Source organism: Bacillus cereus group sp. TH152-1LC, assembly GCF_027710505.1.
Taxonomy (GTDB): domain Bacteria; phylum Bacillota; class Bacilli; order Bacillales; family Bacillaceae_G; genus Bacillus_A; species Bacillus_A mobilis.
On the sequence record NZ_JAQFNK010000001.1, the window covers coordinates 886,380 to 911,631 of the forward strand.

Sequence of the window (25,252 nt, forward strand, 5' to 3'; positions counted from 1 at the left end):
CTTAAACACAGAAAAAAAAGATGACTTCTTCATGAAGTCACCTCAATTATGTGTCTAGTTGTTTACTTTAGTTTCTTGTATATGAATATATACCTCTTTACCATCTTCATCAGAAGACAAGTTATTAAGAATGTTTTTTGCTCTATGAATTGCCTGTTCTTCTGTTTCATTTTGATGTACAGTGATATAAAAATGAGCGGAAACGAATACTTCTTTTTTCATTATTTTGAGCTCCCCTCTTTTAGAGATTCTAGATGAAAAATCATATTATCGATATGTAACTTTCCTTCGACTAAAAGTTGGGATAAATCATGACCTTCTTCAACCATTTTTTTAATTCCCTCTAATTTATTGTACGCTTCGTGTATTTTGACTTGTTCTTGTGAAATTGCCTTTACAATATCGGAACGGAACTGTTTTTCTTTCTCCTTCTGTTTTTTAACTTCTTCTTGTGTTTCGAATCGTTTATTTCCTAAATCACTTAATTTATGAATCCACTTTGCTTTGGATTCTTTAGCATCAGATAGTAATTCTGTTTTCTCAGAAATAAGTTTCTTAAGTTCAGAAATTTTTTCTACTTGTTTACCAAATGACATCAAATCCACCATTTGATTTGTAAGTGAATTAATTTCTGAATTAATACTCTCGATTTTTTGGCTAAATAAATTAATTTGATTCTTACATTCTTTGATTTCTGAAACAACAAATTCCATATAAGTATCAATTTCAACAGATTTTATTACGAAAATTCCTTCGTTTTTTGTATTCTCATTAGTTTTATTATTTTGTGCGTATGCTACTGTCATTTTTATATCATCCTTTTCTAATTTTATTTTCAATATTATAGCAACTTCTAAAAACTTGTGTGTAAATTTACAAAATTTAATGAAATTAAAAAAGGAATCGAAATAAATCGATTCCTTTTTTAGTGTTATTCAGCATCCTTTACGTCTGATACTTCTGCTTCAACTGTTTTAGAAGAAGAGATTTCACTTGCTAAGTTATCAATGCTATTACGAACGTTTCCTTTGCCAGCAAAGGATTCAAGTAGTTCTTTCACATCAATACCAGAAGATGCTTTAAGTGTTTCTTGCACAGTTGCCATAAGGTCAGTCGCATACCCAGCTACCTTCCCTGCGCCTCCATTTTTACCGCTACCACCAGTGTCTACCACTGTGATTTTATCGATGTTTGCAAGAGGACTAGCAACTTGTTTCGCATACTCTGGAAGCATACGTACCATCATATCCATGACAGCTGCTTGACCAAATAATTCAAAGGCTTCTGCAATTTTTTGCTTCGCTTCTGCCTCAGCTAAACCTTTTAATCTTGTAACTTCCGCTTCAGCAGAACCTTTTGCTTTTTCTGCTTCTGCTGTTGCAAGACCTTGCGCTTTTTCGATTTCAGCTTTTGCCAAACCTTCTACTCTAACTTCTTCTGCGCGAGCTCTTGCTTCTGCTTCAATTTTGTATTGCATAGCATCGGCTTCTCGTATTTTACGAGCTTTTTCTGCTTCGGCAGATTGTTCTACAGCATAACGGTCAGCATCTGCTTTCTTCTTCACTTCTGCGTCATATTGCTTTTCACGACGCTGAATTTCTTTGCCTTCCAATTCAATTTGCTTTTCACGCTCAATGATTTGGACTTTCATTTCTTCTTCTTTAACTCGTTGCTTTGAAATTGCTTCTTGTAAGTGATACGCTTGGTCAGCTTCCGCTTTCGCAACATCTTGTTGCTTACGGTAGTCAGCTACTTTCAACTCTTTTTCTTTTGTTGCTTCTGCAATTTGAGTATCACGTTGAAGTTCTGCTTCTTTCGCTTCTTTCTCTGCTCTTGCTTGTTCAATACGAGCTTGTTTTGCAGCTTCCGCATTGGCAATAGCAGCATCACGTTTTACCGCTGCGATTTGTGGCTCTCCTAATGCAGAAAGATAACCTTTTGAATCTTTAATTTCTTTAATTGTTAAAGAAACTACTCGAAGACCCATTTTACTGAAATCAGTTGATGCGACTTCTTGTACTTTTTGAGCAAACAATGTACGATTACCATTCGCTTCTTCAGGAGTCATCGAAGACAGAATGCTACGTAAATGACCTTCCATAACTTCTTTCGCTTCATTTTTTAACTCTTCAGGATTTTTACCTAAATATTGTTCAGCAGCTGTAGAAACCTCTTCAATTGTTGAACCAACCTTGATAATGGCAATACCTTGCGCACTTACAGGAACACCTTGTTTTGTGATAGTGTCTTGTGTGCCTACTTCTAGCTTGTAGTTTAATAGACTTAAAGGTTCAGCCTGCTGTAGAACTGGAACAATGAACGTTCCTCCACCGCGAATAATCTTTACCTTTTTCCCATCCTCTGAAGTTACTACGTTTGCTCCATTTCCTAACATGCTACCTGTAACGATAAGTGCCGCTTCCGGTCCTACCGTATGATACTTCGCCATAAATACAAGGATACTTACAACAACGATTGCTAAAGCTACTCCACCAATAATTAGAGTCATTTTGTTTCCTCCTAAATTCCGTTATTTGTTTTTCAAAGAGCGAATAGGTTATTTGTCGATGTTATTTTGACCTTTAAACAACATCGACTTTTATTCTGACTACTATTACTTGTTGCCCTTATCATAAATTGCGATAAGAGACTCTTTGTTTCCTGTTTTCATTACTGCTGTGATACCTGTAACAACGATTGCTAAAGATAATCCACCGATGATTAAAGTCACTTTGTTTCCTCCTGATTTTCCTTGATGGTTTTTCAAAAAAACCAATCGGTTATGTATCGATGCGCTCTACAACTAGAACGACACCATCTTCTATTCCAACTACTTTTACTTGTGACCCTTCTGGTATTTCTGAATTGTCACTGCTTTTAGCAGGTTGTCCATTATTTCCGAATTTGGATTTCAATAATACTTCGCCTAAGCCATCTTCTGGAATAGTAATAATAACTTCGCCTACTTTTCCTTTAGAGTCTTCCATGCGACTTGCAGTATTTTGCTCTGCTTTTGACAGAGGTGCCAAAATAAAGAAATGAATGATACTTACCAACACTAATGCAATTAGAGTTGAAATAACGAGGATAGTGATGTTTGCCATTGAACTAGTCGTTTCAAAAATATATCCTGAAGCTCCTAATATAGCAAAGAAACTTAATACAACCGTAGGGTTCACTACAGAACCTGGGCTTATACCCCCACCTATTGCATGCAGTAGGTCTCCAAATAGCATGTATAGAAGTGATAATGAGCCACAAATGATTAGGGTGTATAAATAGATAGTTTGAATATCCATTCCCCACAATTGCATCAGTTTCCGAACCATTTTTTCAGCATGGTTCGTCCCCCCTCTATTAAATTATCAAACGACATTCTGAGTTTGTCGTTCTTCATAAATCCATAATAACAAATCCAGAAACTAATTGGTAGAGTTTCTGGATTTTTTATTTATTTTTTTATTTATTTCATTATTTTCTGTTTTGAATATTGTAATTTGCAGAGTACGAACCCCAAAATGAATTATAATTTTTTGTAATCTCGTATGTGGTTATCATTCTGATTGTATGTAATTTCATATTGTTTCTGTGCTTGAAATGCATCGCAAATTGCTTTTGTTTTTAAACTATCTTCACTTCGATAGGTAAAAATTTTCAATGAATCCTTTTCTTTTGCATGAACATCACAAACGTATTCTGTACGTAGGAATTTGCCCGAACGTACTTGTTCTTCTTTTACTTTTGTTTGAATGACTTCTACTAATGCATGTGTATCTTTCGAATAATATTTATCTTTATTGAAGAATGACCATGCACAAAAAATCAATACTATAAATATAGCAACAACGATTATATATTCAACAATTGAAGCTTTCAACAAAATCACCCCCAAAATCAATTTCATTATTGCGATGGACATACCTTTTAAAGTTTTAGTAGCAAATTATACATTCATAGTAGAAGGAACCGTTTTAATTGTTCCTCATCAAAAAAATCCGCATTTACTAATGCAGCTTTGCGTTTACATTTTTCATTTAACAGGAATTGATTTAGATGCAATTAATTGTTAAAAAAACAGAATGGATATGGAGGGAGAATTTTATGATATTTTTTGTTTTTTTTTATCTTATTTTTGATTATTTTCTATTTTGTTTTCATATGTGTACCAACAAAGCTATATCTACTTTCTCTTTTTTATTGTAAACGGGGCAAACACGCATTAGAAGACCATTATTATGATGAAAATTGTTATTATTGTGGTATTTGCGAGGGAACATTTCCTAAAAAAATTTAAATAATGATTAATTCTAAAAAGGATTATTTTATGTTTGTTAGAAATATTAATAGTAATAGTTAATAACTTATAACTTTAAGAAGAGTGCGTATTTAAACGCACTCTTCTTTTTTTCTCTATGTAAATACCAAAAACAGTTATCTTTTCTTTGTTATTATATACAAACATTTACTTTCAATAATTCTTCGCTTAATTTAGGAAGAATCTCTTCATCATAGCGTATTTCTATTAATGGAATCCCCTGCTCTTCACAATAAGTTCGTTTGATATTATCTCGTAATTGAGTTAATTCAAATGCTTCTTTCCCGCCAAAATAATCAATCTCATGATAGTGTTGGGGTCCATTATATTCTACCAACGCTTTGACATTCCCTTCTACGTAAACAGCAAAATCGAAACGCAAGGGTCGTTTATGCTTACATTCTTCAAAACTTTGTTGCGGAATGAACTCAATGTTATTTTCTACAAAAATATCATTAATTTCTCTTTCACCTTTGCTCATTCCTAAAAATGCACATTTTGGACACCTAGTTCCTCTTAGAAAATTACCAGGAGTTGTTTTATATTTGGTCCCGCACTCAGTATGTATCAAAGCGATATGTGTATGATTGTTTGTATATATTTCTCCCGGTGCAATTACATATTCGCCTTTGCCATTTTCCTTAACCGCTTGTTTAAACTCATCATGTGTTCTTTTAATCCCGCCGTTGCAATTGGGGCATCGGCTCCCTCTAATAAAAGCAGCAGGATACGAATTCCAAACATGACCGCAAATAATATGTCGCATTTCAATCGGTGTATCTGTATTTATATATACAGCGTTTTTTGTTAGTTCATATTCTTTATTTCCGTATTCAAGAACCTGCTGTTTAAAATCCTCTAAGTTCTTTCTTGTTTTTTCTCCCCTTGCTTTTTTACTGCAAGCGGGGCAACGTCTTCCTCTTAGGAAGTTACCAGGACGAACTGAATATTCATGTTTACAGACATTATGTATGACGATTATAGGAGAAGAATTATTAATATACACTTCTCCCTCTTTCACTTTGTATTCATTTTGAACTAATTCATACATTTCTTTTTTGAAGGTATCTAATGTTTTTCTTTTCTTACTAGCACGATTCTTTAGCGCACATGATGGACAACGAGTTCCTAAGAGAAATGATGCAGGCACAATATCCCATTCATAACCACATAACGAGTGTTTCATTTTAACCTTTGTATTCGTGTTTATATAAGTTCCCAAAACAGAATATTCCTCTTGAACTACATCTCGTACTTCTTTAACAAAGATTTCATGTGTCTTGGTATTTCTTCGACTTCGATTGAGGTCATTGCAGTTCGGACACCTTCGACCTTTTAAAAAATTGGCTGGTATTACTAGATATTCGTGACCACAAGTAATATGCCGCATTTGTACATGAGTCATATTATTTATATATACTGTTCCCTCAACCAACTCATAATTGCCTTCACCATTTATCAGAACCTCTTCGGAAAACTCTTTGTGAGTTTTTTTCTTCCAAACTTGTTTTTTTCTAAAATCTATTAAACAATTTGGGCACCGAGAACCCTTTATGAAATAATCTGCAACAGTGGAATATTCATAACCACATGTATTGTGACGCATGACTATAGAACTTTTTAAGTTCATGAAGTCGGTTGATTCCAAAACAGAGTATTCGTCACCAACTAATCCCATAATTCGTTCTTTGAATTGAATAAATTTTTCTGGATTATGAGTCGATTTATTATTATTCTTACATTGAGAACAACGGAGATGCCCTCTAAGGAACGAATCTGGATTTATAGAATATTCATAGCCACATAGTTTATGACGGATTTGAATAGGAGTTTTCCCGTTTACGTAAACTTCTCCATCCAATAATTCGTATTCCCCTAAACAACTATCGGAAAATTCCTGCGCAAATTGCTCGTAGGTCTTTTTTGAAGCGCTACGGTCCCGGCATTTCGGACAACGAGAACCATTTTTGAAATCATCTGGACGAACTCTATAAGCATTGCCACAATTTTGATGAACGAGTTGCAAGTGATGTTTTGCGTGAACAAACATCTCCCCTTCTAAGATAGTGTATTCACCATCTGTAGACTCTTGAAGAAAAATTTTGAACTCTTCATGTTTTTCTTCGCGAATCTTTCGCATTCGCTCTTCTTTAGAACAATAGAGACAACGTTGTCCCGACATAAACCTTTTTGGACTAATAGAAGTAATTCTTTCACACGTTTTATGTATAGTTTGCAATTTTTGGTTGTTTCCTTGATATATTTCACCATCTACCAGTTGATATTCATTATTTCCTAGTTCATTTAAAATTGAAATATATTCTTCTTGCGTTCTTTTCATTCGAGTCATTTTTCTTTCTCCTATGCAGAATCAGTTTCTGAGTTTCACATTAGCTTTCATTATTTTAGCAAAACAGAAATTCAGAATGATGAAAAATGGATTTTTTTTATGTTATTCTCAAAAAAATATTGAAAACAACATAGATATTATTCAAATTTACTTATTATGCACTCTCTCTTTAAATATAGTCCGGTTGTACAATCTCTTTTTCGTGGTTGCAACCAAAGAAAAAAATGTAAGGATATTTACACATACAAAAAAACCATACCTATATAGATATGGTCAGCAGATTTTGCAATGCATGTATTATTTACAAAAATCTTAGTGATAAGGATTTTAAGTCATTTAATGACTTCGTAAGTATAGATAATCTAAGTACCCTTCTGAAATTAATTCTTCAAGATATTGTTTGATGTTTACAATAACATCGTCTAAATCATATTCGAATACATGCGGAATTAGCTGAGAAACTTCTCCTAAGTCTTTTTCGCCTTTTAGTTCTTCAAGTAAAGAACTCACTTCAAAAACATGTTGATTTCTCACTAACAAAAACGTTAATAAACGAAATGATACAGGTATATCCCCTTTCATCATTCTTATCTGTTCTTTATCCATTTTCCCCATATAGAATAGACCCGTCGGTATAATAGACGTATCAAAACATAACTTATCTCCTGGTGGAGCAGTTAATACTAAAGTTGGATTGTCTTTCACTACAAATCACCTCCAAATCCTCTATTTACTAAAACGACAATTTGCTTAAAAACATGAAGTCATGTTAGAGTGTTTAAAAATTAGTCTATTTCCCTATTTTTTTATTTTTGCTCTGTGTATTCGAGTATTTGTATGATATTTGCCCCAAACAGAGAAAAACGCATAAAATCATTGCCATTTAATTAATAATTTGATAGATTACAATTAGAACGTCAGTTCTTATCCTAAAAAATGGCGATAAAAAACTTAAACAGTACAAATATAATAGTGTTTTACCTTTATGTTTACAAAAAATTTACATACAGCTATTGAATATCAAAGTTTTAATGTATATAATATGTATATACATGGTATAGATGCGTTATAGATTCAATGCATATACTCTATTTTAATTGTTTTAAGCCATAATAAAAAGGCTACCGAAGTAGCCCTCATATTAACATCATTTCGAAAAAATATACTTATTGTAGAAAAGAAAAACAAGAAAACAATTTGCTATACTAATAGCTAAAAGAATAGGAACACCATTAATTGTAGCTAAACCTAATTCAGGAACAAAAACAGCGATGATACCGCATTGAACAAGAAAATAGAAAGTGATAGTCACTATGTGTTTAAGAATAGGTAATAATGACTCATATTCTTCGCTTTTTATTTCTTTATATAAGTCGCTTTCCCTGAATGACCTTACAATCGTATTTCTAACAAATATAGTAAGAGGTATGCTGACAATAAAGAAAATAGGTATGTATACAGGGATAGATGCAAATTCATATGTGAGAACTTCAGGACGAACATAATTTGTTAAACAGTAAAGAGCATAATAGGTAAAGAAAAAATATAATGTTTTACGGATTAACAACTCACCTTTCATTATAAATGTAATCCTTTCATTGTGTTTTTTCATATCTATATCCCCTGCCTTTCTCTTTTTTATATATTATAAAGACTTATTTTCATGCCTGATACGTAGTACATACAATGTCTTCTAAGTATATTGAATGATAAAAGATATTTAGTTTTAAACTATGAAACTTAGTTTCTAAATTATGTTTTCACTTCCTTTCTTTTTTTTATGTATTCTAGATAAATATACCAATTTTCATTAGGTTTTTCTACCCATATTTCAAAAAATGGTGTATAAAATATAAAACACAAGGGGGTTGTTGAAATGACAACGACAACAAAAGGAAAAACAGGGGTAAAAGCAAAAAGAAGGTTTATTGCATTATTTTCATTATCATTTCCAATAGCGTTATATATTATGGTACAGGCGGCTTATGTCGTATCTACTCCTTGGTATATAGATGCATTTTTCGTAGTAGGTATTTCTACTGCATTTTCAATTGGTCTTGGATTACTTGGAGCAATGAGATTGGAACAAATGAAAGGTAGCCTTGGAGTATATGTTGCTGGTGCAGGAATTGTTCTAGCAATAACGATTCAACTACACGATGAGGTTATGTATTGGCATTCATTTTTGTTGATGTCAGTAATGTTTTTCATCGGAGGAGTATTAGCAAAAGAGAAATTAGAAACATACGAGTAAGTCCGTGAATTTCACGGGCTTTTTTTAATTTAAGCAGTATTTCATAAATAAATTGACTAAATAATATTTAATGATATGATTTTAAAAACTCCGAGGAGGAAATAAAGTGAATCAACTGGAATTAGTTGTATCATTTATTGAAATGATGAAAGAGGTAAAGGGTGTTCGTATTAACGAGGCAGAAAATATGGCTGAAATCTATGCTATAGAAGAAGTATATTATCTTCATGCTATTGTTAAAACGGATAAAACTATGTATGTCATTAGTGTAGAAGGTGGAAAACTATTAAACGATACAATTCTAGAATCTACCGATGTAATAGATTTCTTTACAAAGAGAAAATCAAGACTAGCGGTTTGATAAAAACGAAAAAATACATATAAAAAGTAGCTTATCCTAGCTGCTTTTTAAATACTCAACTTCACTCCCCTCGTATTCCTCTAACTAAGTTCATATCCGAAAAAGATATTTACGCTAAGAATAAGAAAAAAAGGAATGAATAGTCATTCCTTTTAGTTGAATTCTAATTTGATTATTTTTGGAGCTTAGATTGACGCTCATTCCACCATTGTTTCCCGAACTCATCTTTACCTATTCTGTTAAATGAAGATAATGAATTACTAAAGCCATAACTGTTTGTTTTAAGTTTTTTGTTGCTTTGAATGTAATTCATTGCTTCGATAATTTGTTCTATCTTTTCAATTAAATCAGGGTCTCTTCTTTCTTCAAATATACTTTCTACATCTTCTTTTAGTTCTTCAGGAATTCCTTCTGTTTTTTCTGGATACAACCATATGTTTCCTTCATTTTGAGAATACATCACATGCCAGAAATACTCATCTGTTTTAAACGCCCAAATTTTAAATTCGTCACTATATATTTCTTCGAAAGACTTTTTACTCTCCCTATCCAAAGCATAATTGTCTATCTGTTTTTTTGTTACATGACGAGATGAACCATATTGGCTATATTCAGGTCTATGTTGATTAATCATCTGAAGGATACGAAACAGTTCGTTTTCGGTTTCTCCTACTCCTATTTTTTCATCAACAAAACGAATCTTTTCTTCTAGTAAATTTTCTTCAGGTTCAAATTCCAAATGTGTTTTACAGAATTCCTTTAAATGTTTTACTGGTGGTTTTAATAAATTAGAAAGCTTCATTTCTTCTCTTACAGCAGATAAAATATTCTCTACTACATCTTCTGTTAATGAGAAATGTTGATTCTCTCTTTCGTCTCTTTTTAATACCAACACATTTTGGTCATCTTTCTTTTCCCAATCAATAGAAAACAAATCGTTTTCATAATAATATGTTGTCGTGAATGTTGCGATGAGACCAGAGCCGAATTTTTCTACTGTAAAAGATGGATACTTCATTTTTGATTCCTCAATATATTTTTGCACAAATTCTGCAATATCAAGCTTACCATCAACTTCATTTGAACGAAATACAATCAAATTATTGGATTTATGTCCATTTATAGAAATAATTTCGCTTGCATTTAAAAGCTCTCTATATTGAAGTAATTCCATTGCTTTTTTAAAGATGCTAACATCAAGTGAATCTCGATAATTAGACCATCGAAACAGTACACGTTTTGAATCCTTAAATTTATTATATTCCAACCAATAAGAACATAAAATAGATAACACAGACGCAAGCTGTTCATCTGTTGGCTTATTGCTACCAGACCATTCCGTTGTAGGTTTTATGTCTACTCGGATATATAGGTTTTCTGAATCTTTTTCGTCTATCTCAGCTGAGAAAAGAGCTGTTCTTGAAATATAGCGTCTTTTTTCATTTGATGCTTTAAGATATAACTCTGCCTTTTTCACTGTATAATATGTATCATCAATCACAAAATCTTGATTATTAAAATCTTGTTCCATGCTATAAGCTCGTAATTTTTGATTGATGTGAGTTTGAATATCAGAAACCTTTTTGAATTTTAATCCTTTTGTCATGATTATTTCTCCTTTTTGTCCAACTTTTTTTAACTATTATAACTTATATTTTAAAAAACGCATGAAAAATAATTTTTTATTAAATCCCGAATAATTCTGAAAAGGACTAAACCTCAAGAGAAATTATAGGATTATTTTATCACTTTTTTTGAATTTTTAAAGTCATAATCCAAAACAAAACAACCCTTTCATTTAAGAAAGGGTTGTTCTATTAAGGTGTAAGTGATTTCGGAATAGGCATTGCGTAATTTTGGAAACTGGTTCTTCTTGCATTAATTACGTAGAATTCGCCGCCTCTTGTTTTTTCCATTAAGATATTTGTATTTAAACTTAGATATTTCACTTCGTTTCTATCTACATCTATTTTTTCGTCGTAATCTGGATAAATCGTGATTTTATTTGAGGTAATTGGATATTCTTGATACTTTCCATCTACCCAACAATCATATGTTTCATTTTGGATAGTTAGTTTATGTGATTGTCCACTTGCATTACCTGTTGCAGTATCACCACTGCTTTTACATGTTACTTTCGGATTGTCGATAAGTAGATTCCAGTTTAACAATGCTTCGTTTTTATCTAATGGATTTCTTTTTCCTTCTAATGTCAACTTATGTTCTGTTTTATCTATATTAGAAACTGTGATTTTTTTCAAATAAGCTTTATAGGATTGACTATGTTTTGCTATGATGTCCCCATTTTCAGTAAATGTATATGCACAAGGTTTCGCAGAACATGTCAATTCATTGTCATTTTTGATATAAGAAATTGTATTTGCTCCATTGATTGAAAGAGCTACATTATCTTTCATTACTTTAGAAGTGTTATAACCACTATCAAAAGTAACAGTAGGAGCAGAAATAAAGGCAATGTTTCCAGTTGTGTTTCCTGCAATGTCTGTTATCGCAACCGAATTAGGTTTTGTAGTTAAATTTGTAATTTTGTATAGCTTCGTACTCGAATCATAATTTAATACTTGTCCTGTGTCTAATTTAACTTCTTTAATTCCTTTTCCATCCATTGGGTCTACTGTAACTTCGTACTTATTTGGCTCATATTCATAGATGATTAATCCGGAAACTGTTGGGATAGTTTTATCTATGTTTTCAATTTTACTTACATAGGTTTCCTGATTCCCTGCATTATCTTCAATAATAAACGTATATTCACCATTTACACTAACAGTATATGTTGCTTTGTTAGAATTAACAGATGTTCCGTTTGGAAGGATAATTTTTTTCACACCAGAGTCTGCATCTCCTGTTAATAACGAGATATCAACATTACCATTTGTTAAATTTTCTGGTGTTTTTGTTTCATGCCAAACGAAAGGCTTAATGAATTCGATATTATTAACTGTATACGTTTTATCATAATAGTTTCCTGCCACATCATAGAATCTAAACGTATAATCTCCATTTACAGGAGCATCATATGTTGCTTTTGTGCCTTTTGTAAATGTACCATCTGGTAATTTAATTTTATCTATTCCTGATAGAGTATCAGAACCAATTGCAGTAATAGTAACAGGTTTATTTGTCCAACCAGTAGGAGCTGTTAAGTTTCCGGTAGGATTCACTTTATCTATTTGATAGACCCCGCTTCTAATCACCTTTTTAAGTCCTGCATTTGTTGTAACTTCCGCTTCTATTACATATTCACCTGTTGCTGAGAAGGTAATCGTATTTGTTACATCCCCAACTATAACTGAACTCCAAGCATTCCAACTTGTCCCTTTATCTGAAGAAGTACGATACTTCCATTCTTTGATACCTGAAGGACCTGTTTTAATTGGGTCAATTGTTACACTGATGTCCTTATTCGTCCAAGACACAGAATTAGGGTTAAACGATGCATCTGGTAAAATCATATCGATGTAATAAGTTCCACTTGTTACAATGAAAACATTGCCTGCATTATCAGTTACTTCGGCTTGTACTTTCCATGTTCCATCGGATGATAAGGTAATAGTTCCATTTGTGTCTCCGGTTGTATAAGTAGACCACGCTCCGTATGTACTTCCGTTGTCTGAAGACGTACGGTATCTCCATTGTTTTACTCCTGAACCACCTGTATCACTTGGGTCAAAAGTTATAGGTACATTAACACCTATCCAAGGTGAACTATTTGGATTAAATGTTCCTGATGGGTTCGTAAGGTCAATATTATAAACACCGCTTGTAACCGTATTAATATTACCAGCAATATCAGTTACTTCAGCTTGTATTTTCCATTGTCCTTGCGTATTTAAAGCAACCGTTCCCGTTGTATCTCCTGCTGTATAAGTTGACCATGCTCCGTATGTGCTTCCGTTGTCTGAAGAAGTGCGGTATCTCCATTGTTTTACTCCTGAACCACCTGTATCACTTGGGTCTACGCTTACAGAAATTCCAGTGTTTCTCCACACAGCAGAATTCGGATTAAACGTTGCAGTTGGTAATGACATATCAATTTGATGAGTTCCACTTGTAACGGTATTAATGTTTCCTGCGTTATCCGTTACCTCTGCTTGTATTTTCCATTGCCCTTGCGTATTTAAGGCAACCGTTCCTGATGCAGTTCCTGCTGTATAAGAAGACCATGCTCCATATGTGCTTCCATTATCTGAAGAAGTACGGTATCTCCATTGTTTTACTCCTGAACCACCTGTATCACTTGGATTGAAGGATACTGATACACTAGAATTTGTCCAAGGTGTACTATTTGCTGTGAATGTTCCACTTGGATTTGTTGTATCTAATTGATGAGTTCCACTTGTAATCGTGCTCACGTTTCCTGCATTATCTGTTACTTCTGCTTGTATCTTCCATTGTCCTTGTGCGTTTATAGGAATCGTTCCTGTTGTGTCTCCTACTGTATAAGAAGACCATGCTCCATATGTGCCTCCATTGTCTGAAGAGGTACGGTATCTCCATTGTTTTACTCCTGCGACTCCCGTATCACTTGGGTCGAAGGATACTGATACACTAGAATTTGTCCAAGGTGTACTATTTGGTGTAAATGTTCCACTTGGAGCGATTTTATCTATATTGGAGACAGTGTATGATTTCGTCAATATGTTTCCATAATTGTCTTCGAAATCAAATGAATATGTTCCATTTGTTGTAGCCGTGTAATTCGCAGTCGAACCACTTGCATATGTTCCATCCGGACGTTTTATTTGTTTCATTCCTATTTCACTATCCGTACCAGTTGCTGTTAGTATTACATCACCGTTTGTTAGTGTTGTAGGAGAAGCAGTGATTGTTCCAGTTGGAGCAGTTGTATCTAGTTCATAATTTACCGTAACATTGTATGAATAATAATCACGGTAAGATGTCCCGCCTTGATAAACTGTTCCATCATACTTTTGTGTATAAGTTGTTTCTTGTTTCGTCCAAGACCACATTGTAATATAAAATGGAGCTGTCCATGAATTTTCATCCATATAGAATCCATTATTATAACCACCATAATCACGACACTGCCTTGAAGTATAGTAGCAATAATCCCAAGAATAATCTCTTCCCCAGTAATACGAATATGCTCCTCCTGCTGATTCCCAAGGTCCAGTATCTTCACCATTATAATTTACATAAGTACCAAAACTGTAACTGCTTGAGATTTGGTCCCAAACATAAACCCTAGTTGCACTTACAGTTCTGTCTTTTGACCAGTAACCTTCTGATGTAGGTCTAGAAGAAGGTTGTTGTGATGAATCAAAAGTATACATTACTTTTTCTGTCGTATAATTTGGGTAATATGACGTATTAGAAGTAGAAGAACCGCTTTTAGACAATGTTCCTGAGTATCCACTTCCATCGCTATAATCAATAGAATCCGAAAACCAACTGTTACCAATTTGACTTCGAGATTCGGATACATATTTCGAATACTTATAAGGGTCGTAATAAGATTCTTGTCTGGTAGTAGAACCATTATTAACATTAATCGTTACATTCGTTCCATTTACACTGTAAGAAACATTTCCGTTATCTGTTGTTACAGATTTTATTTTATAAAGTTTTGGAATATTAATAGTTTGGCTACGAGATTGGCTTGTACTTTCTGAAAAATTAACAACTTGCGTTCCAGGAGTTGCTGCTTGAGCTATATTTGAGTCGAAAAGACTAGTAAAAACTGCAAATGAAGCAATAATAGTGCTTATTGTTTTATTTTTTCTTTTCATAATCCACCCCTTTTCTAATGTTAACCTGTTGAAAACAAAACTTATTTTAAAAAATCAAGTTTTATCATTTCTTTTAATAACACAAATTGAGAAATATGCAAATAAATATTAAAAAAACACTCTCAAAATGAGAATGTTTTTTGTTTCAATATCTCCTTTGCTTGATAAAGATTCTTTCTTAAGGAACAAGGGATTTCGGAATAGGCATTGTGTAATCTCTGAAATTACTTCTTCTTGCATTAATTACATAAAACTCTCCACCTCTTGTTTTTTCCATCAACACATCTGTATTTAATTTCAAGTGTTGTAATTCGTTTCTATCTACATCTATTTTTTCTTCATACTCTTTATAAATGGTAACTTTATTTGAAGTAAGTGGATGTTCTTTGTATGTGCCCTCTACCCAACAATTATATGTTTCATTTTGAATAGTTAGCTTATGAGATTGTCCGCTTGCATTACCTGTTGCTGTATCAACATTGCTTTGACATGTTACTTTTGGATTGTCGATAAGTAAATTCCAATCTAGCAATGCTTCGTTTTTATCTAATGGATTTCTTTTTCCTTCTAATACTAATTTATGTTCTGTTTTATCTATATTAGAGATAGTGATTTTTTTCAAATAAGCTTTGTAATTTTTCAATGCATCATATTGACTATGTTTCGCTATAACATCCCCGTTTTCTGTAAATGTATATGTACATGGTTTTGCAGAACAATTTAACTCTGTCTTATTTTTAACAAAGGACAGTGTATTTGTTCCGTTAATATCAACTTCGACATTTTCTTTCATTGTTTTCAAAGCATCGTAACCAGTCTCGAAAGTAACAGTTGGAGCGGAAATGAAAGAAATGTTTCCTGTCGTGTTTCCTGCGTTGTCTGTTATCGCAACTGAACTAGGTTTTGTAGTTAGATTTGTAATTTCGTACAGTTTTTTATCAATATTATATTTTAATATTTGCCCTGTATTTAATTTAACTTCCTTGATTCCTTTTCCATCATTTACATCTACCGTAACTTCAAATTGATTTGGCTGATACTCGTATAATATTAAACTTGAAATAGTCGGAACATTTACATCTATATTATCGACTTTACTTATGTACACTTCTTTATTTCCAGCATTATCTTCAATAATAAACGTATATTCTCCATTCAAGTCAACGGTATAGGTTGCTTTATCAGAGTTAACAGATGTTCCATTTGGAAGAGTGATTTTCTTTACGCCAGAGTCTGCATCTCCTGCTAATATCGAGATATCAACTTTACCATTTGTCAAAGTACCCGGCGTTTTCGTTTCGTTCCAAACGAAAGGTTTAATCGTTTCAATATTACTTACTGTATACGTTTTATCATAATAGTTACCCGCAACATCATAAAATCTAAACGTATAATCTCCATTTACAGGGGCATCGTATGTTGCTTTTGAGGCTTTAATAAATGTGCCATCTGGTAGTTTAATTTTATCTATTCCTGATAAGGTATCCGAACCGGTTGCTGTTATTGTCACAGGCTTATTTGTCCAGGCAGTAGGAGCTGTTATACTTCCAGTAGGATTCACTTTGTCTATTTGATAAATGCCACTCTTAATCGTCTTTTTAAGCCCTGCATTTGTTGTAACTTCTGCTTCAATTATATATTCACCTGTTGCTGAGAAGGTTATCGTATTTGTTACATCTCCAACAATAATAGAACTCCAACTGTTCCAAGTTGTTCCTTTATCTGAAGAGGTTCGATACTTCCATTCTTTAATACCAGAAGGACCTGTTTTGATAGGGTCAATTGTTACGCTTATATTTTGATTTGTCCAAGAAGCGGCGTTAGGATTGAAAGAAGCATCTGGTAATAACATATCAATATTATAAACGCCACTTGTAACTGTATTAATATTTCCTGCATTATCTGTTACTTCGACTTCTACTTTCCATATTCCACTTGATGACAAGGTAATAGTTCCATTTGTGTCTCCTGCTGTATATGTTGACCATGCTCCGTATGTGCTTCCGCTGTCTGAAGAAGTACGATATCTCCATTGTTTTACTCCAGAGCCTCCATTATCACTTGGGTCAAAAGTTATAGGTATATTAACACCTGTCCAAGGCGAACTATTTGGATTAAATGTTCCTGTTGGGTTTGTGAGGTCAATATTATAAACACCGCTTGTAACCGTATTGATGTTTCCTACGTTATCAGTTACTTCAACTTGTATTTTCCATTGCCCTTGTGTACTTAAAGAAATGGTTCCCGTTGTGTCTCCTAATGTATAAGTTGACCACGCTCCATATGTGCCTCCGTTATCTGAAGAAGTTCGATATCTCCATTGTTTTACCCCCGAACCTCCAATATCATATGGGTCTACACTTACAGAAATGCCAGTATTTCTCCATGTAGCAGAATTTGGATTAAACGTTGCAGTTGGTAATGACATATCAATTTGATGAGTTCCACTTGTAACGGTATTAATGTTTCCTGCGTTATCCGTTACTTCGACTTCTATTTTCCATTGACCTCCTGTGTTCATCGCGATACTTCCTGAAGCGGTCCCTAATGTGTAAGAAGACCATGCTCCATATGTACTTCCGTTATCTGAAGAAGTTCGATATCTCCATTGCTTTACTCCTGAACCACCAGCATCACTTGGACTGAAGGATACTGATACACTAGATTTTGTCCAAGATGTACTATTTGGTGCAAATGTTCCACTTGGATTTGTTTTATCGATTTGATGGGTTCCACTTGTAATCGTGCTCACGTTTCCTGCGTTATCTGTTACTTCTGCTTGTATTTTCCATTGACCTTGTGTATCTAAAAAGATGCTGTCCGTTTTATCTCCTATTATATAAGAAGACCACGCTCCATATGTGTTTCCGTTATCTGAAGAGGTTCTATATCTCCATTGCTTTACTCCTGCGACTCCTGTATCACTTGGGTCGAAGGATACGGATACATTAGATTTTGTCCAAGATGTACTATTTGGTGTAAATGTACCACTTGGAGCCAATTTATCTATATTGGAAACAGTATATGATTCAGTAGAAATATTTCCGCGATTATCCTCGAAGTCAAATGTATATGTTCCATTTGTTGTAGCAGTATAATTTGCAGTCGAACCACTTGCATATGTTCCATCCGGACGTTTTATTTGTTTCATTCCTATTTCACTATCCGTACCAGTTGCTGTTAGTATTACATCACCGTTTGTTAGTGTTGTAGGAGAAGCACTGATTGTTCCAGTTGGAGCAGTTGTATCTAAATCATAATTTACCGTAACATTGTATGAATAATAATCACGGTATGATGTTCCTCCACTATATACTGTTCCATCGTAGTTTTGTGTATAAGTTGTTTCCATTTTCGTCCAAGACCACGTTGTAATATAAATAGGAGATGTCCATGAATTCGAATCCCATTCGAATCCCCCCTTGTCACTACCTGCATATTTATAACCTCCGTGATTGTTGTAATAATCCCACCAGTCATAAATGTCTCCCACAGGCGAGAATGCCCCTCCGGCTGACAGCCAAGGATTAGGACTGTCCCATGTAGAATTTTTATAGGTTCCAAAACTATAACTATTTGCATATGAATCCCAAACATAAACCTTAGTTGCAGATACTGTTTCAGTTTTTGTCCAGTAACCTTCTGGTGTAGGTCTAGAAGAAGGTTGTTCTGAAGAATCAAAAGTATTTTTCACTTTTTCTGTCGTATAATTTGGGTAATATGATGTATTAGAAGTAGAAGAACCGTTTTTAGACAATGTTCCTGAGTATCCACTTCCATCGCTATAACCAATAGAATCCGAAAACCAATTGTTACCAATTTGACTTCGAGATTCAGATACATATTTCGAATACTTATAAGGGTCGTAATAAGATTCTTGTCTGGAAGAAGAACCATTATTAACATTAATCGTTACATTTGTTCCATTTACGCTGTAAGACACATTTCCGTTATTTGTTGTTACAGATTTTATTTTATAAAGTTTTGGAATATTAATCGTTTGGCTCCGAGATTGGCTTGTACTTTCTGGAAAATTAACAACTTGCGTTCCAAGAGTTGCTGCTTGAGCTATATTTGAGCCGAAAAGACTAGTAAAAACTGCAAATGAAGCAATAATAGTGCTTATTGTTTTATTTTTTCTGTTCATAATCCACCCCCTGCTTATAACTTACAGAGAATATAACTTAATTTCCAATAAATTCAAGACATTTTTACATTTTATAGAAGTTGCTAATTGTATAATCATTGCAAAATAACAATTAATATTAAGACAAATTCGGAATTTACACAAAAATGTTTATTGAAAACAAAAACGCCCTAATAAGTTGTAACGTTTTTTCTATACCCATAAGAATTTTCGTTACACCCTATAAGGACGTTTGTATTTATCGTAAAGTTTTTACTGACGGAATATGTATACAGTTTCCTCGTCAATTTTCTTTTTGTAATTCACATCACTAAAACCTTCAATTTTAATAGCATTCATTCCCTTTTTCATTGGTACCCCAATACTGAATTGTCTCCAAGAATACTGAATTGTTGCTGGTTTCCCATTTACTTTTACTGCTTTAATAGTTCCGTTTTTAACTAATGCCCCTATCCATTCCGTACCCTTTTTTGTTTTAGGAGCATTTTGTGTTTTGTTACCAACAGGAGTTGTAAATTTGTAATTAGATATACCTTCCGGAACAGTTACAGTATATTTTTTCTTAGCAATATAAGTATACGGAGCCCCTTTATATGTACCTTCATATGTCGCTTCCAATACAAGTGTGTTTTTCCCAACTGGAAGTATCACATTTTTAGAAAACTGTCTCCAAGCATATAAAAGGTCTGTTTTTTCTCCATTGATTTTCAAAGATTTGTAATTAGAGTATTCAAGAATTCCAGATACCTTCAATTCTTTTGTATCTAATTTTATTGTTGGAGAACTTGGAGATTGTACTGTAAAACCTTTATCATTAAAAATGAAAACAACTTCTTCGAATAATTGATTTTTATAACTTGAATCACTGTATCCTACCAATTTAATTTCATTTAAACCAGGTCTTAAGTTCGCTGCGTAAGAAAACTTTTTATCTGAGCCAATTGATACTGCTGCTCCATTGATTTTCAAACTTTTTACCGTACTATCAATAACTGTACCTTTTATAGGCTGCGTTGTGTTGCTTGTTTGCGGAGCCTCAGGAATTGTATAAGATACGGGTGTATCAAATTTAAAGCTCGGTTTATGAATAGTATATGTTCTATTAAATACTTTTGTATAAGGATAACCATTTATAATATCTTCGTATGTAGCTTCCACCGAAATATTATTATTTCCAGGTTTCGATAAGGTAATAGGTTGGTCGAATTGTCTCCATCCGAATTTAAATGTTTGGTTGATTCCGTTAATTTTTAAAGTTTTTAATTTAGGACTTGCTGCATAACCAGTGAACGTAAATACATCTTTAGTTGTGTTTACATATGTTTCTTTAGCAGTTGTCATCACTAAATCATTATCATTGAACAAATAGACTGTTTCCTCTACTATTTTATTTTGGTAATTGCTATCGCTATAACCTGTTATAGTAAATGCATTAAAACCATTCTTTAAACTTACAGGATGTCTAAATTGATTCCAATCATATAGTAAAGTTACTTTTTCTCCATTTATTTTTAGACTATTGATACGAGTATCTTTTATAATTCCCTCTACAAATGCTGATTTACCAGTAATTTGACCCGCATTGGTTGGAACATAGTTTACACTATTTAAGAAATTGAAACTTGGTGCATGAATGTTGTATTGATTGTGAATAGGAAAATACACCTTTTCTCCATTTAAATTCACGTACTCGTAAATAGAATCTACATAGAAAGAATTATCCCCGTAACCAAAATCTAGTGGTTGGTCAAACTGTCTCCAGCTAAATTTTAATGTTTGATTCATTCCATCTACTTTTACCCATTTCAAGTTAGGTTTTTGCAGTAATCCTGTAATCGTAGCTTTATTAGAAAAAATAGATGAATTGTTTGCTGAAGGAGATGTAACTTTCATATCTCCGTCCTTAAACACATAAAATGATTCTTTCGTGATAAGTTTCCCATTGCTGTCGTAGCCTTCTAATACAAACTCGTTTAAACCATTTTTAAGAATAATCGGTTGGCTATCAAATTGTTTCCATCCCCATTTAATTGCTGTTGTTACTCCATTGATTTTAAGAGAAGCAACATCTTTATCTGTTACCAATCCTGTTAATAAGATTTGAGATGCATTTGAAATCGGTGCATTGATAGCTCTTTCGCTTACAGGTGTTGAGAATGTAAAGCTCGACTTTTTATATACAAAGTAATCATAATCTTGTTGTGTTCCATCTTTCATAGAAACTGTAATGTCGATTTTATTAACACCTTTTTGCAATTTTATATTTTCATTAAACTGTAGCCCTTTAGAAATTCCATTTATGGAAATAGAATTAACCTTTGAATCTGTAACTGTGCCTGTAAATGGTAAATTGCTATTATTTGTTTCGCTATTATTCTTCACAGATAAATTAATTCCACTTGGAATATTATCAATAATCGGATGTTGAACAATAATTGGATGTTTTACAACTTCCTTAAAAGCAGCTTCAGATTCTACTGAAGAATTAATAGGTAAACCATTTTCTGGTTCTCCATTAAACCAAATTACTAATTTTAAGTTCGGATATTTTTCTTTTATTTTTTCAAACATATCCCCGATGAAATACGGTTTGTTTCCAGCTGCTTCACTACTTGCAAATTCACCAATTAACATTGGTTTATTAGCAAATGAACGCATATAAGTTTTGTACAAATCTCCATATAAATCATCAAAATACTTAAAATCTTTTCCTGTCTTACCAAAATTATAAGCCGTCATTCCAAGCCAATTTACATAATTATCACCTGGATAATACATAGCAGCAGCATTCCATGAATAATCTGGTTTAGAATAATCGTTTGGATTCCATACAAAGTAAGCATTTGTTACATCGTGTTGTTTATAGACATTTATAACGTGACGATATGCTAATTTATACAAATCAGGGTCGTTATAAGAATTTTTATGACTCCAACTCGTCCAGTTGCCATTCATCTCATTTCCAACTCTAACTAATACAGGGCTTTTCGTATTTTTAATTCCCTCTGCCCAGCTTGTAATTTGTGTGTCAAATGCTCCATTGATTACTTTTTGAACATTATCAGAAGTATTTGTATTTTCATTAATGTAATCAAAATGCATTGTTACCAAAGGAACTCTTCCTTCTGAAACCATTGTTTCTACATAACTATCATATGGTTTGTCAATTGGTTTATAAAACATTTGCGCACCAAAACGTGTTTTTAAATTAGTTTCCACATCATGAATACCTGATGCTTGTCCTGGCTGATATATTCCAAAAGCAATTTTATTTGGTTCGATTTTTAAAGTACGTTTCTCTGCCTTCAATTCAATATCTGGAGATGTTTTATTTGGTGCGAATGAATCATTTACATTATCCATTTTCCCTTCGAAGAAGGATGTATCAGGAGAAGTTAAAAGTTTAATTATCTCTTGTTTTTTATTCTCAAAATTATTATCAAACGTTTTAAGCTGCAACGTATAAACTTTATTTCCGGAAATTACAAAAAAGTATGAATAAGAAGTCATATCATTTTGTATCCCAGATAAAGGACTTCTTTTGTAATCGAATGTTCTTATTTTCAATCCTGAATTCGTATTATAAGTCCCTTCTTTTGTAATCAAAGATTTAACAGGTTCTATGGTTTCATTTATATACTCATCCACTTTTTTATATTTCTTTCCTAAATCATCAAAATAGATATCCAATCGAAAATCCTCATTAAAGAAACGTGTGTAATTCGGGACTTGGTGTCTATCAACCTCCCAATTTGATGGGATAGATAGCTTATAACCAAATTGATTATTTGTATAAACTCCGCTTATAAGATTATCCAAATTTTCGGGATTCAAACTTTTACTAGTTGCTTCATCTTTCCATAATTGATAAGAATCTGATGTAAGCGCTTGGGTTAGTTGAGCAGAAAAAATTAAAGATGTTGCAACGAACCCTGTTATAAACAGTTGTTTTGTTTTCATGTATGTCATCACTCCTTTTGTTCAAAAACATGAATTTGACCTAAAATATCATGATTATAAAAATTGGGTAAATATTTCTTATAAATAAAAAGGAATACATATATCATTAAAAGATAACAAGGATTACAATCTGCTACAAAATTGCAATCAAAAAGAAAACGATTAAAAATACAACTTCTAAATCAAATATTTGTTTATAACAAACTGGATTCATTACTTTTATAGGAAGAAAAATAACTTAAATTATGTCTTTTTATATTAATTTAATGAAAATAAGAGTTTTCATAGTGTTTTTGGACGTTCCTGAATCTGTGATATAATAAGAAAAAATGGAGGGTTAATTACGGATGAAATTATTATCAAAGCCATCAAACTTAGACTACAGTAAACAGAAACAATATGAGGAATTTCGATTTTTCAAGTTAGCACTTACGGAAAGAAATTGGTCCGGAAAAGAGTATATTACAAAAGAAAATTGTTCTTGGTTTATGAATCAACTAAAAGAATTAGACGATGTGTTCTACAAACTATTTGGAAACATTTTATCTACTACTCGATTTACATTTTTAATGGATACATCTATCTTTGCAGGAAAACTACCCGAAAACAATAAATTAATTGAATTTCTTGAAGAACTAGATGATTTTCAGGAGTATGATATTGAAAATCCTGTTGAAGTCAAAAAAGCGAATAAGTATCTAAACAAATTAAAAAGTTACAAAAACAAAATAGAAAACCTTACTTATATTTACAGATGGGCGCTAAACAATGAAGAACACCCATTTGCAGCTGAAATAAAGGAATCAATTATAAAAGAGGTTGAGAAAAAAGGGAATTCGGCTAAGACACTTTGGGATAAAGATATAAAAAGCGTAACCTTAAAACGTATGAAACTCATAAAACAAGGAGCATCTCAAAAAGACTTCGCGACAAAAATGAATAGTGAAGGAGCTCGATTAGTTACAGAATGCGAAAAACGAGATATCCATTTTGTAAGTCAAATTTTAAAATATGGATTAGATGAACCTTCCCTATTCTTCTATGGTATTTATTTTATTGTTATCTACTATAAACAATTAGAAGGTTTGATGAAACCAGGAATTGAATTCATTTCATTTGAAAAAAAAGAAAACAAAATAGAAGTATTTTTAAAGGACTCTACAAGTTATCTTGATGAACAATTTTTAAAACATGAAACGTTCATTAGTACACTACCTAAAGCCAAAAGAAGAGCTGATGGACGTGTCACTAAATATGAGAGTTTATATGATATAAATGGAGCTGAATTTGATAACGAGGAACAAATTAAAGGAGTTCTACGAACGATTTCAAATTGGATTATCTATCGTATTCCTTCTAATACAACCATCAAATTACCACATAAAAAGTGGGTCCATACAGTAAAAGGGGAATTATTTACTTCTTTAGGATTAGATAAGATGTATTTTGAACAAGTCTCCTTTATTGGCGGTCCAGAAGGACCTGAGCTATTGATAAAATCACATGCGTTTCTAACAAAAGGGACATATGATGTAGATTTATTGTTCCCGTTGTTTGACCCAGAAAGCTGGGAAAACTTAAACGCCATTCAATGTGCTATTATCACATATGCACTATGTCTATTCCATGACATTACAATAGAAAAGAATTATGACTTAGTAAAAAATACATTTAAATCATTTATGGGAGAAATTTTTGAATATGAATTGGTAACTCGTGAAAAGTCAGGAAGCGTATCTTCTTTACAGTTCTTAAATGCATCACAAAAAACAGGAATTAAAAATAACAATGATACAAATACAAGTCATGAAGATACACATAAGAAAACAGAGCATTGGGTTAGTTTTCACTTCAGAAGATTAAAAACTGGGTCTAATGCTTCTGATAAACAAAAATCAGTAGCAGCGAAATATGGAATTAAGGAGTTGCCTCCTGGATTCACATTTGTAGATTCACATGTACGAGGAGAACGAAATATAGACAAAGATAACATGCATTTCTCTGCTCTAGACATACTGAATAAAACACTTGGAAAATTAAATCGTTACTACGAAGAAAATCATGATAAAGAACAAGAAACAATAAATTAAT

General features: G+C 32.8%; 15 protein-coding genes. 3 read left to right on the forward strand and 12 right to left on the reverse strand.

Features of this window, described 5'->3' with window-relative positions; genetic code table 11:
- Positions 1-54 precede the first annotated feature (54 nt).
- The 8 genes from PDL00_RS04770 to PDL00_RS04805 all read right to left on the reverse strand — a co-directional run bounded on the left by PDL00_RS04770 (position 55) and on the right by PDL00_RS04805 (position 8,277).
- Positions 55-222 carry a hypothetical protein gene (locus PDL00_RS04770; RefSeq protein ID WP_270727002.1) on the reverse strand — a complete coding sequence of 56 codons (168 nt, stop codon included), beginning with the start codon at positions 220-222 and terminating at the stop codon, positions 55-57.
- The gene (locus tag PDL00_RS04775; RefSeq protein WP_270727005.1) at positions 222-839 is read right to left on the reverse strand and encodes a hypothetical protein; all 618 of its coding nucleotides are present in this window, start codon (positions 837-839) and stop codon (positions 222-224) included. The genes PDL00_RS04770 and PDL00_RS04775 overlap by 1 nt, the downstream gene beginning before the upstream one ends.
- A gap of 92 nt (positions 840-931) precedes the next feature.
- Positions 932-2,509, reverse strand: a complete 1,578-nt coding sequence (locus tag PDL00_RS04780; RefSeq protein WP_270727007.1) for a flotillin family protein — start codon at positions 2,507-2,509, stop codon at positions 932-934.
- A gap of 271 nt (positions 2,510-2,780) precedes the next feature.
- Positions 2,781-3,299 carry an NfeD family protein gene (locus PDL00_RS04785; protein ID WP_270727010.1) on the reverse strand — a complete coding sequence of 173 codons (519 nt, stop codon included), beginning with the start codon at positions 3,297-3,299 and terminating at the stop codon, positions 2,781-2,783.
- Positions 3,300-3,523: 224 nt separating this feature from the next.
- Positions 3,524-3,877, reverse strand: coding sequence for a hypothetical protein (locus tag PDL00_RS04790; RefSeq protein WP_270727012.1), 354 nt, complete (start codon positions 3,875-3,877; stop codon positions 3,524-3,526).
- A gap of 571 nt (positions 3,878-4,448) precedes the next feature.
- Positions 4,449-6,656, reverse strand: a complete 2,208-nt coding sequence (locus PDL00_RS04795) for a hypothetical protein (protein ID WP_270727014.1) — start codon at positions 6,654-6,656, stop codon at positions 4,449-4,451.
- A 345-nt stretch (positions 6,657-7,001) separates the two neighbouring features.
- The gene (locus PDL00_RS04800; protein ID WP_098007297.1) at positions 7,002-7,370 is read right to left on the reverse strand and encodes a hypothetical protein; all 369 of its coding nucleotides are present in this window, start codon (positions 7,368-7,370) and stop codon (positions 7,002-7,004) included.
- A 442-nt stretch (positions 7,371-7,812) separates the two neighbouring features.
- Positions 7,813-8,277: a hypothetical protein gene (locus tag PDL00_RS04805; protein WP_270727017.1), complete on the reverse strand. Its 465-nt coding sequence runs from the start codon at positions 8,275-8,277 to the stop codon at positions 7,813-7,815.
- A 264-nt stretch (positions 8,278-8,541) separates the two neighbouring features.
- On the opposite strand from PDL00_RS04805, the gene PDL00_RS04810 reads away from it, so the two are divergent.
- On the forward strand, positions 8,542-8,919 hold the full coding sequence (locus PDL00_RS04810) for a hypothetical protein (protein WP_270727019.1): 378 nt from the start codon (positions 8,542-8,544) through the stop codon (positions 8,917-8,919).
- Positions 8,920-9,025: 106 nt separating this feature from the next.
- Complete coding sequence (locus PDL00_RS04815) at positions 9,026-9,280, forward strand: hypothetical protein (RefSeq protein ID WP_098007300.1); 255 nt, start codon at positions 9,026-9,028, stop codon at positions 9,278-9,280.
- A gap of 172 nt (positions 9,281-9,452) precedes the next feature.
- Here PDL00_RS04815 and PDL00_RS04820 read toward each other — a convergent pair whose 3' ends face one another.
- The 4 genes from PDL00_RS04820 to PDL00_RS04835 all read right to left on the reverse strand — a co-directional run bounded on the left by PDL00_RS04820 (position 9,453) and on the right by PDL00_RS04835 (position 23,161).
- Positions 9,453-10,886 carry a hypothetical protein gene (locus PDL00_RS04820; RefSeq protein ID WP_270727021.1) on the reverse strand — a complete coding sequence of 478 codons (1,434 nt, stop codon included), beginning with the start codon at positions 10,884-10,886 and terminating at the stop codon, positions 9,453-9,455.
- Between the two features lie 211 nt (positions 10,887-11,097).
- Entirely contained in the window at positions 11,098-15,054 is a 3,957-nt protein-coding gene (locus tag PDL00_RS04825; RefSeq protein WP_270727023.1) for an Ig-like domain repeat protein, read from the reverse strand.
- Positions 15,055-15,232: 178 nt separating this feature from the next.
- Positions 15,233-19,201, reverse strand: a complete 3,969-nt coding sequence (locus PDL00_RS04830) for an Ig-like domain repeat protein (RefSeq protein ID WP_270727025.1) — start codon at positions 19,199-19,201, stop codon at positions 15,233-15,235.
- Positions 19,202-19,453: 252 nt separating this feature from the next.
- On the reverse strand, positions 19,454-23,161 hold the full coding sequence (locus tag PDL00_RS04835; protein ID WP_270727027.1) for a glycosyl hydrolase: 3,708 nt from the start codon (positions 23,159-23,161) through the stop codon (positions 19,454-19,456).
- 347 nt (positions 23,162-23,508) lie between these two features.
- On the opposite strand from PDL00_RS04835, the gene PDL00_RS04840 reads away from it, so the two are divergent.
- Positions 23,509-25,251 carry a hypothetical protein gene (locus tag PDL00_RS04840; protein WP_270727030.1) on the forward strand — a complete coding sequence of 581 codons (1,743 nt, stop codon included), beginning with the start codon at positions 23,509-23,511 and terminating at the stop codon, positions 25,249-25,251.
- The last annotated feature ends 1 nt before the right edge of the window (position 25,252 follow it).

What these genes read in the sequence shown, in the direction of transcription:
- PDL00_RS04770 (WP_270727002.1), bottom strand. Translation starts at nt 222, where the DNA reads ATGAAAAAAGAAGTATTCGTTTCCGCTCATTTTTATATCACTGTACAT.
- PDL00_RS04835 (WP_270727027.1), bottom strand. Translation starts at nt 23,161, where the DNA reads ATGAAAACAAAACAACTGTTTATAACAGGGTTCGTTGCAACATCTTTA.
- PDL00_RS04810 (WP_270727019.1), top strand. Translation starts at nt 8,542, where the DNA reads ATGACAACGACAACAAAAGGAAAAACAGGGGTAAAAGCAAAAAGAAGG.
- PDL00_RS04830 (WP_270727025.1), bottom strand. Translation starts at nt 19,201, where the DNA reads ATGAACAGAAAAAATAAAACAATAAGCACTATTATTGCTTCATTTGCA.
- PDL00_RS04780 (WP_270727007.1), bottom strand. Translation starts at nt 2,509, where the DNA reads ATGACTCTAATTATTGGTGGAGTAGCTTTAGCAATCGTTGTTGTAAGT.
- PDL00_RS04795 (WP_270727014.1), bottom strand. Translation starts at nt 6,656, where the DNA reads ATGAAAAGAACGCAAGAAGAATATATTTCAATTTTAAATGAACTAGGA.
- PDL00_RS04805 (WP_270727017.1), bottom strand. Translation starts at nt 8,277, where the DNA reads ATGAAAAAACACAATGAAAGGATTACATTTATAATGAAAGGTGAGTTG.
- PDL00_RS04785 (WP_270727010.1), bottom strand. Translation starts at nt 3,299, where the DNA reads ATGGATATTCAAACTATCTATTTATACACCCTAATCATTTGTGGCTCA.
- PDL00_RS04820 (WP_270727021.1), bottom strand. Translation starts at nt 10,886, where the DNA reads ATGACAAAAGGATTAAAATTCAAAAAGGTTTCTGATATTCAAACTCAC.
- PDL00_RS04825 (WP_270727023.1), bottom strand. Translation starts at nt 15,054, where the DNA reads ATGAAAAGAAAAAATAAAACAATAAGCACTATTATTGCTTCATTTGCA.
- PDL00_RS04840 (WP_270727030.1), top strand. Translation starts at nt 23,509, where the DNA reads ATGAAATTATTATCAAAGCCATCAAACTTAGACTACAGTAAACAGAAA.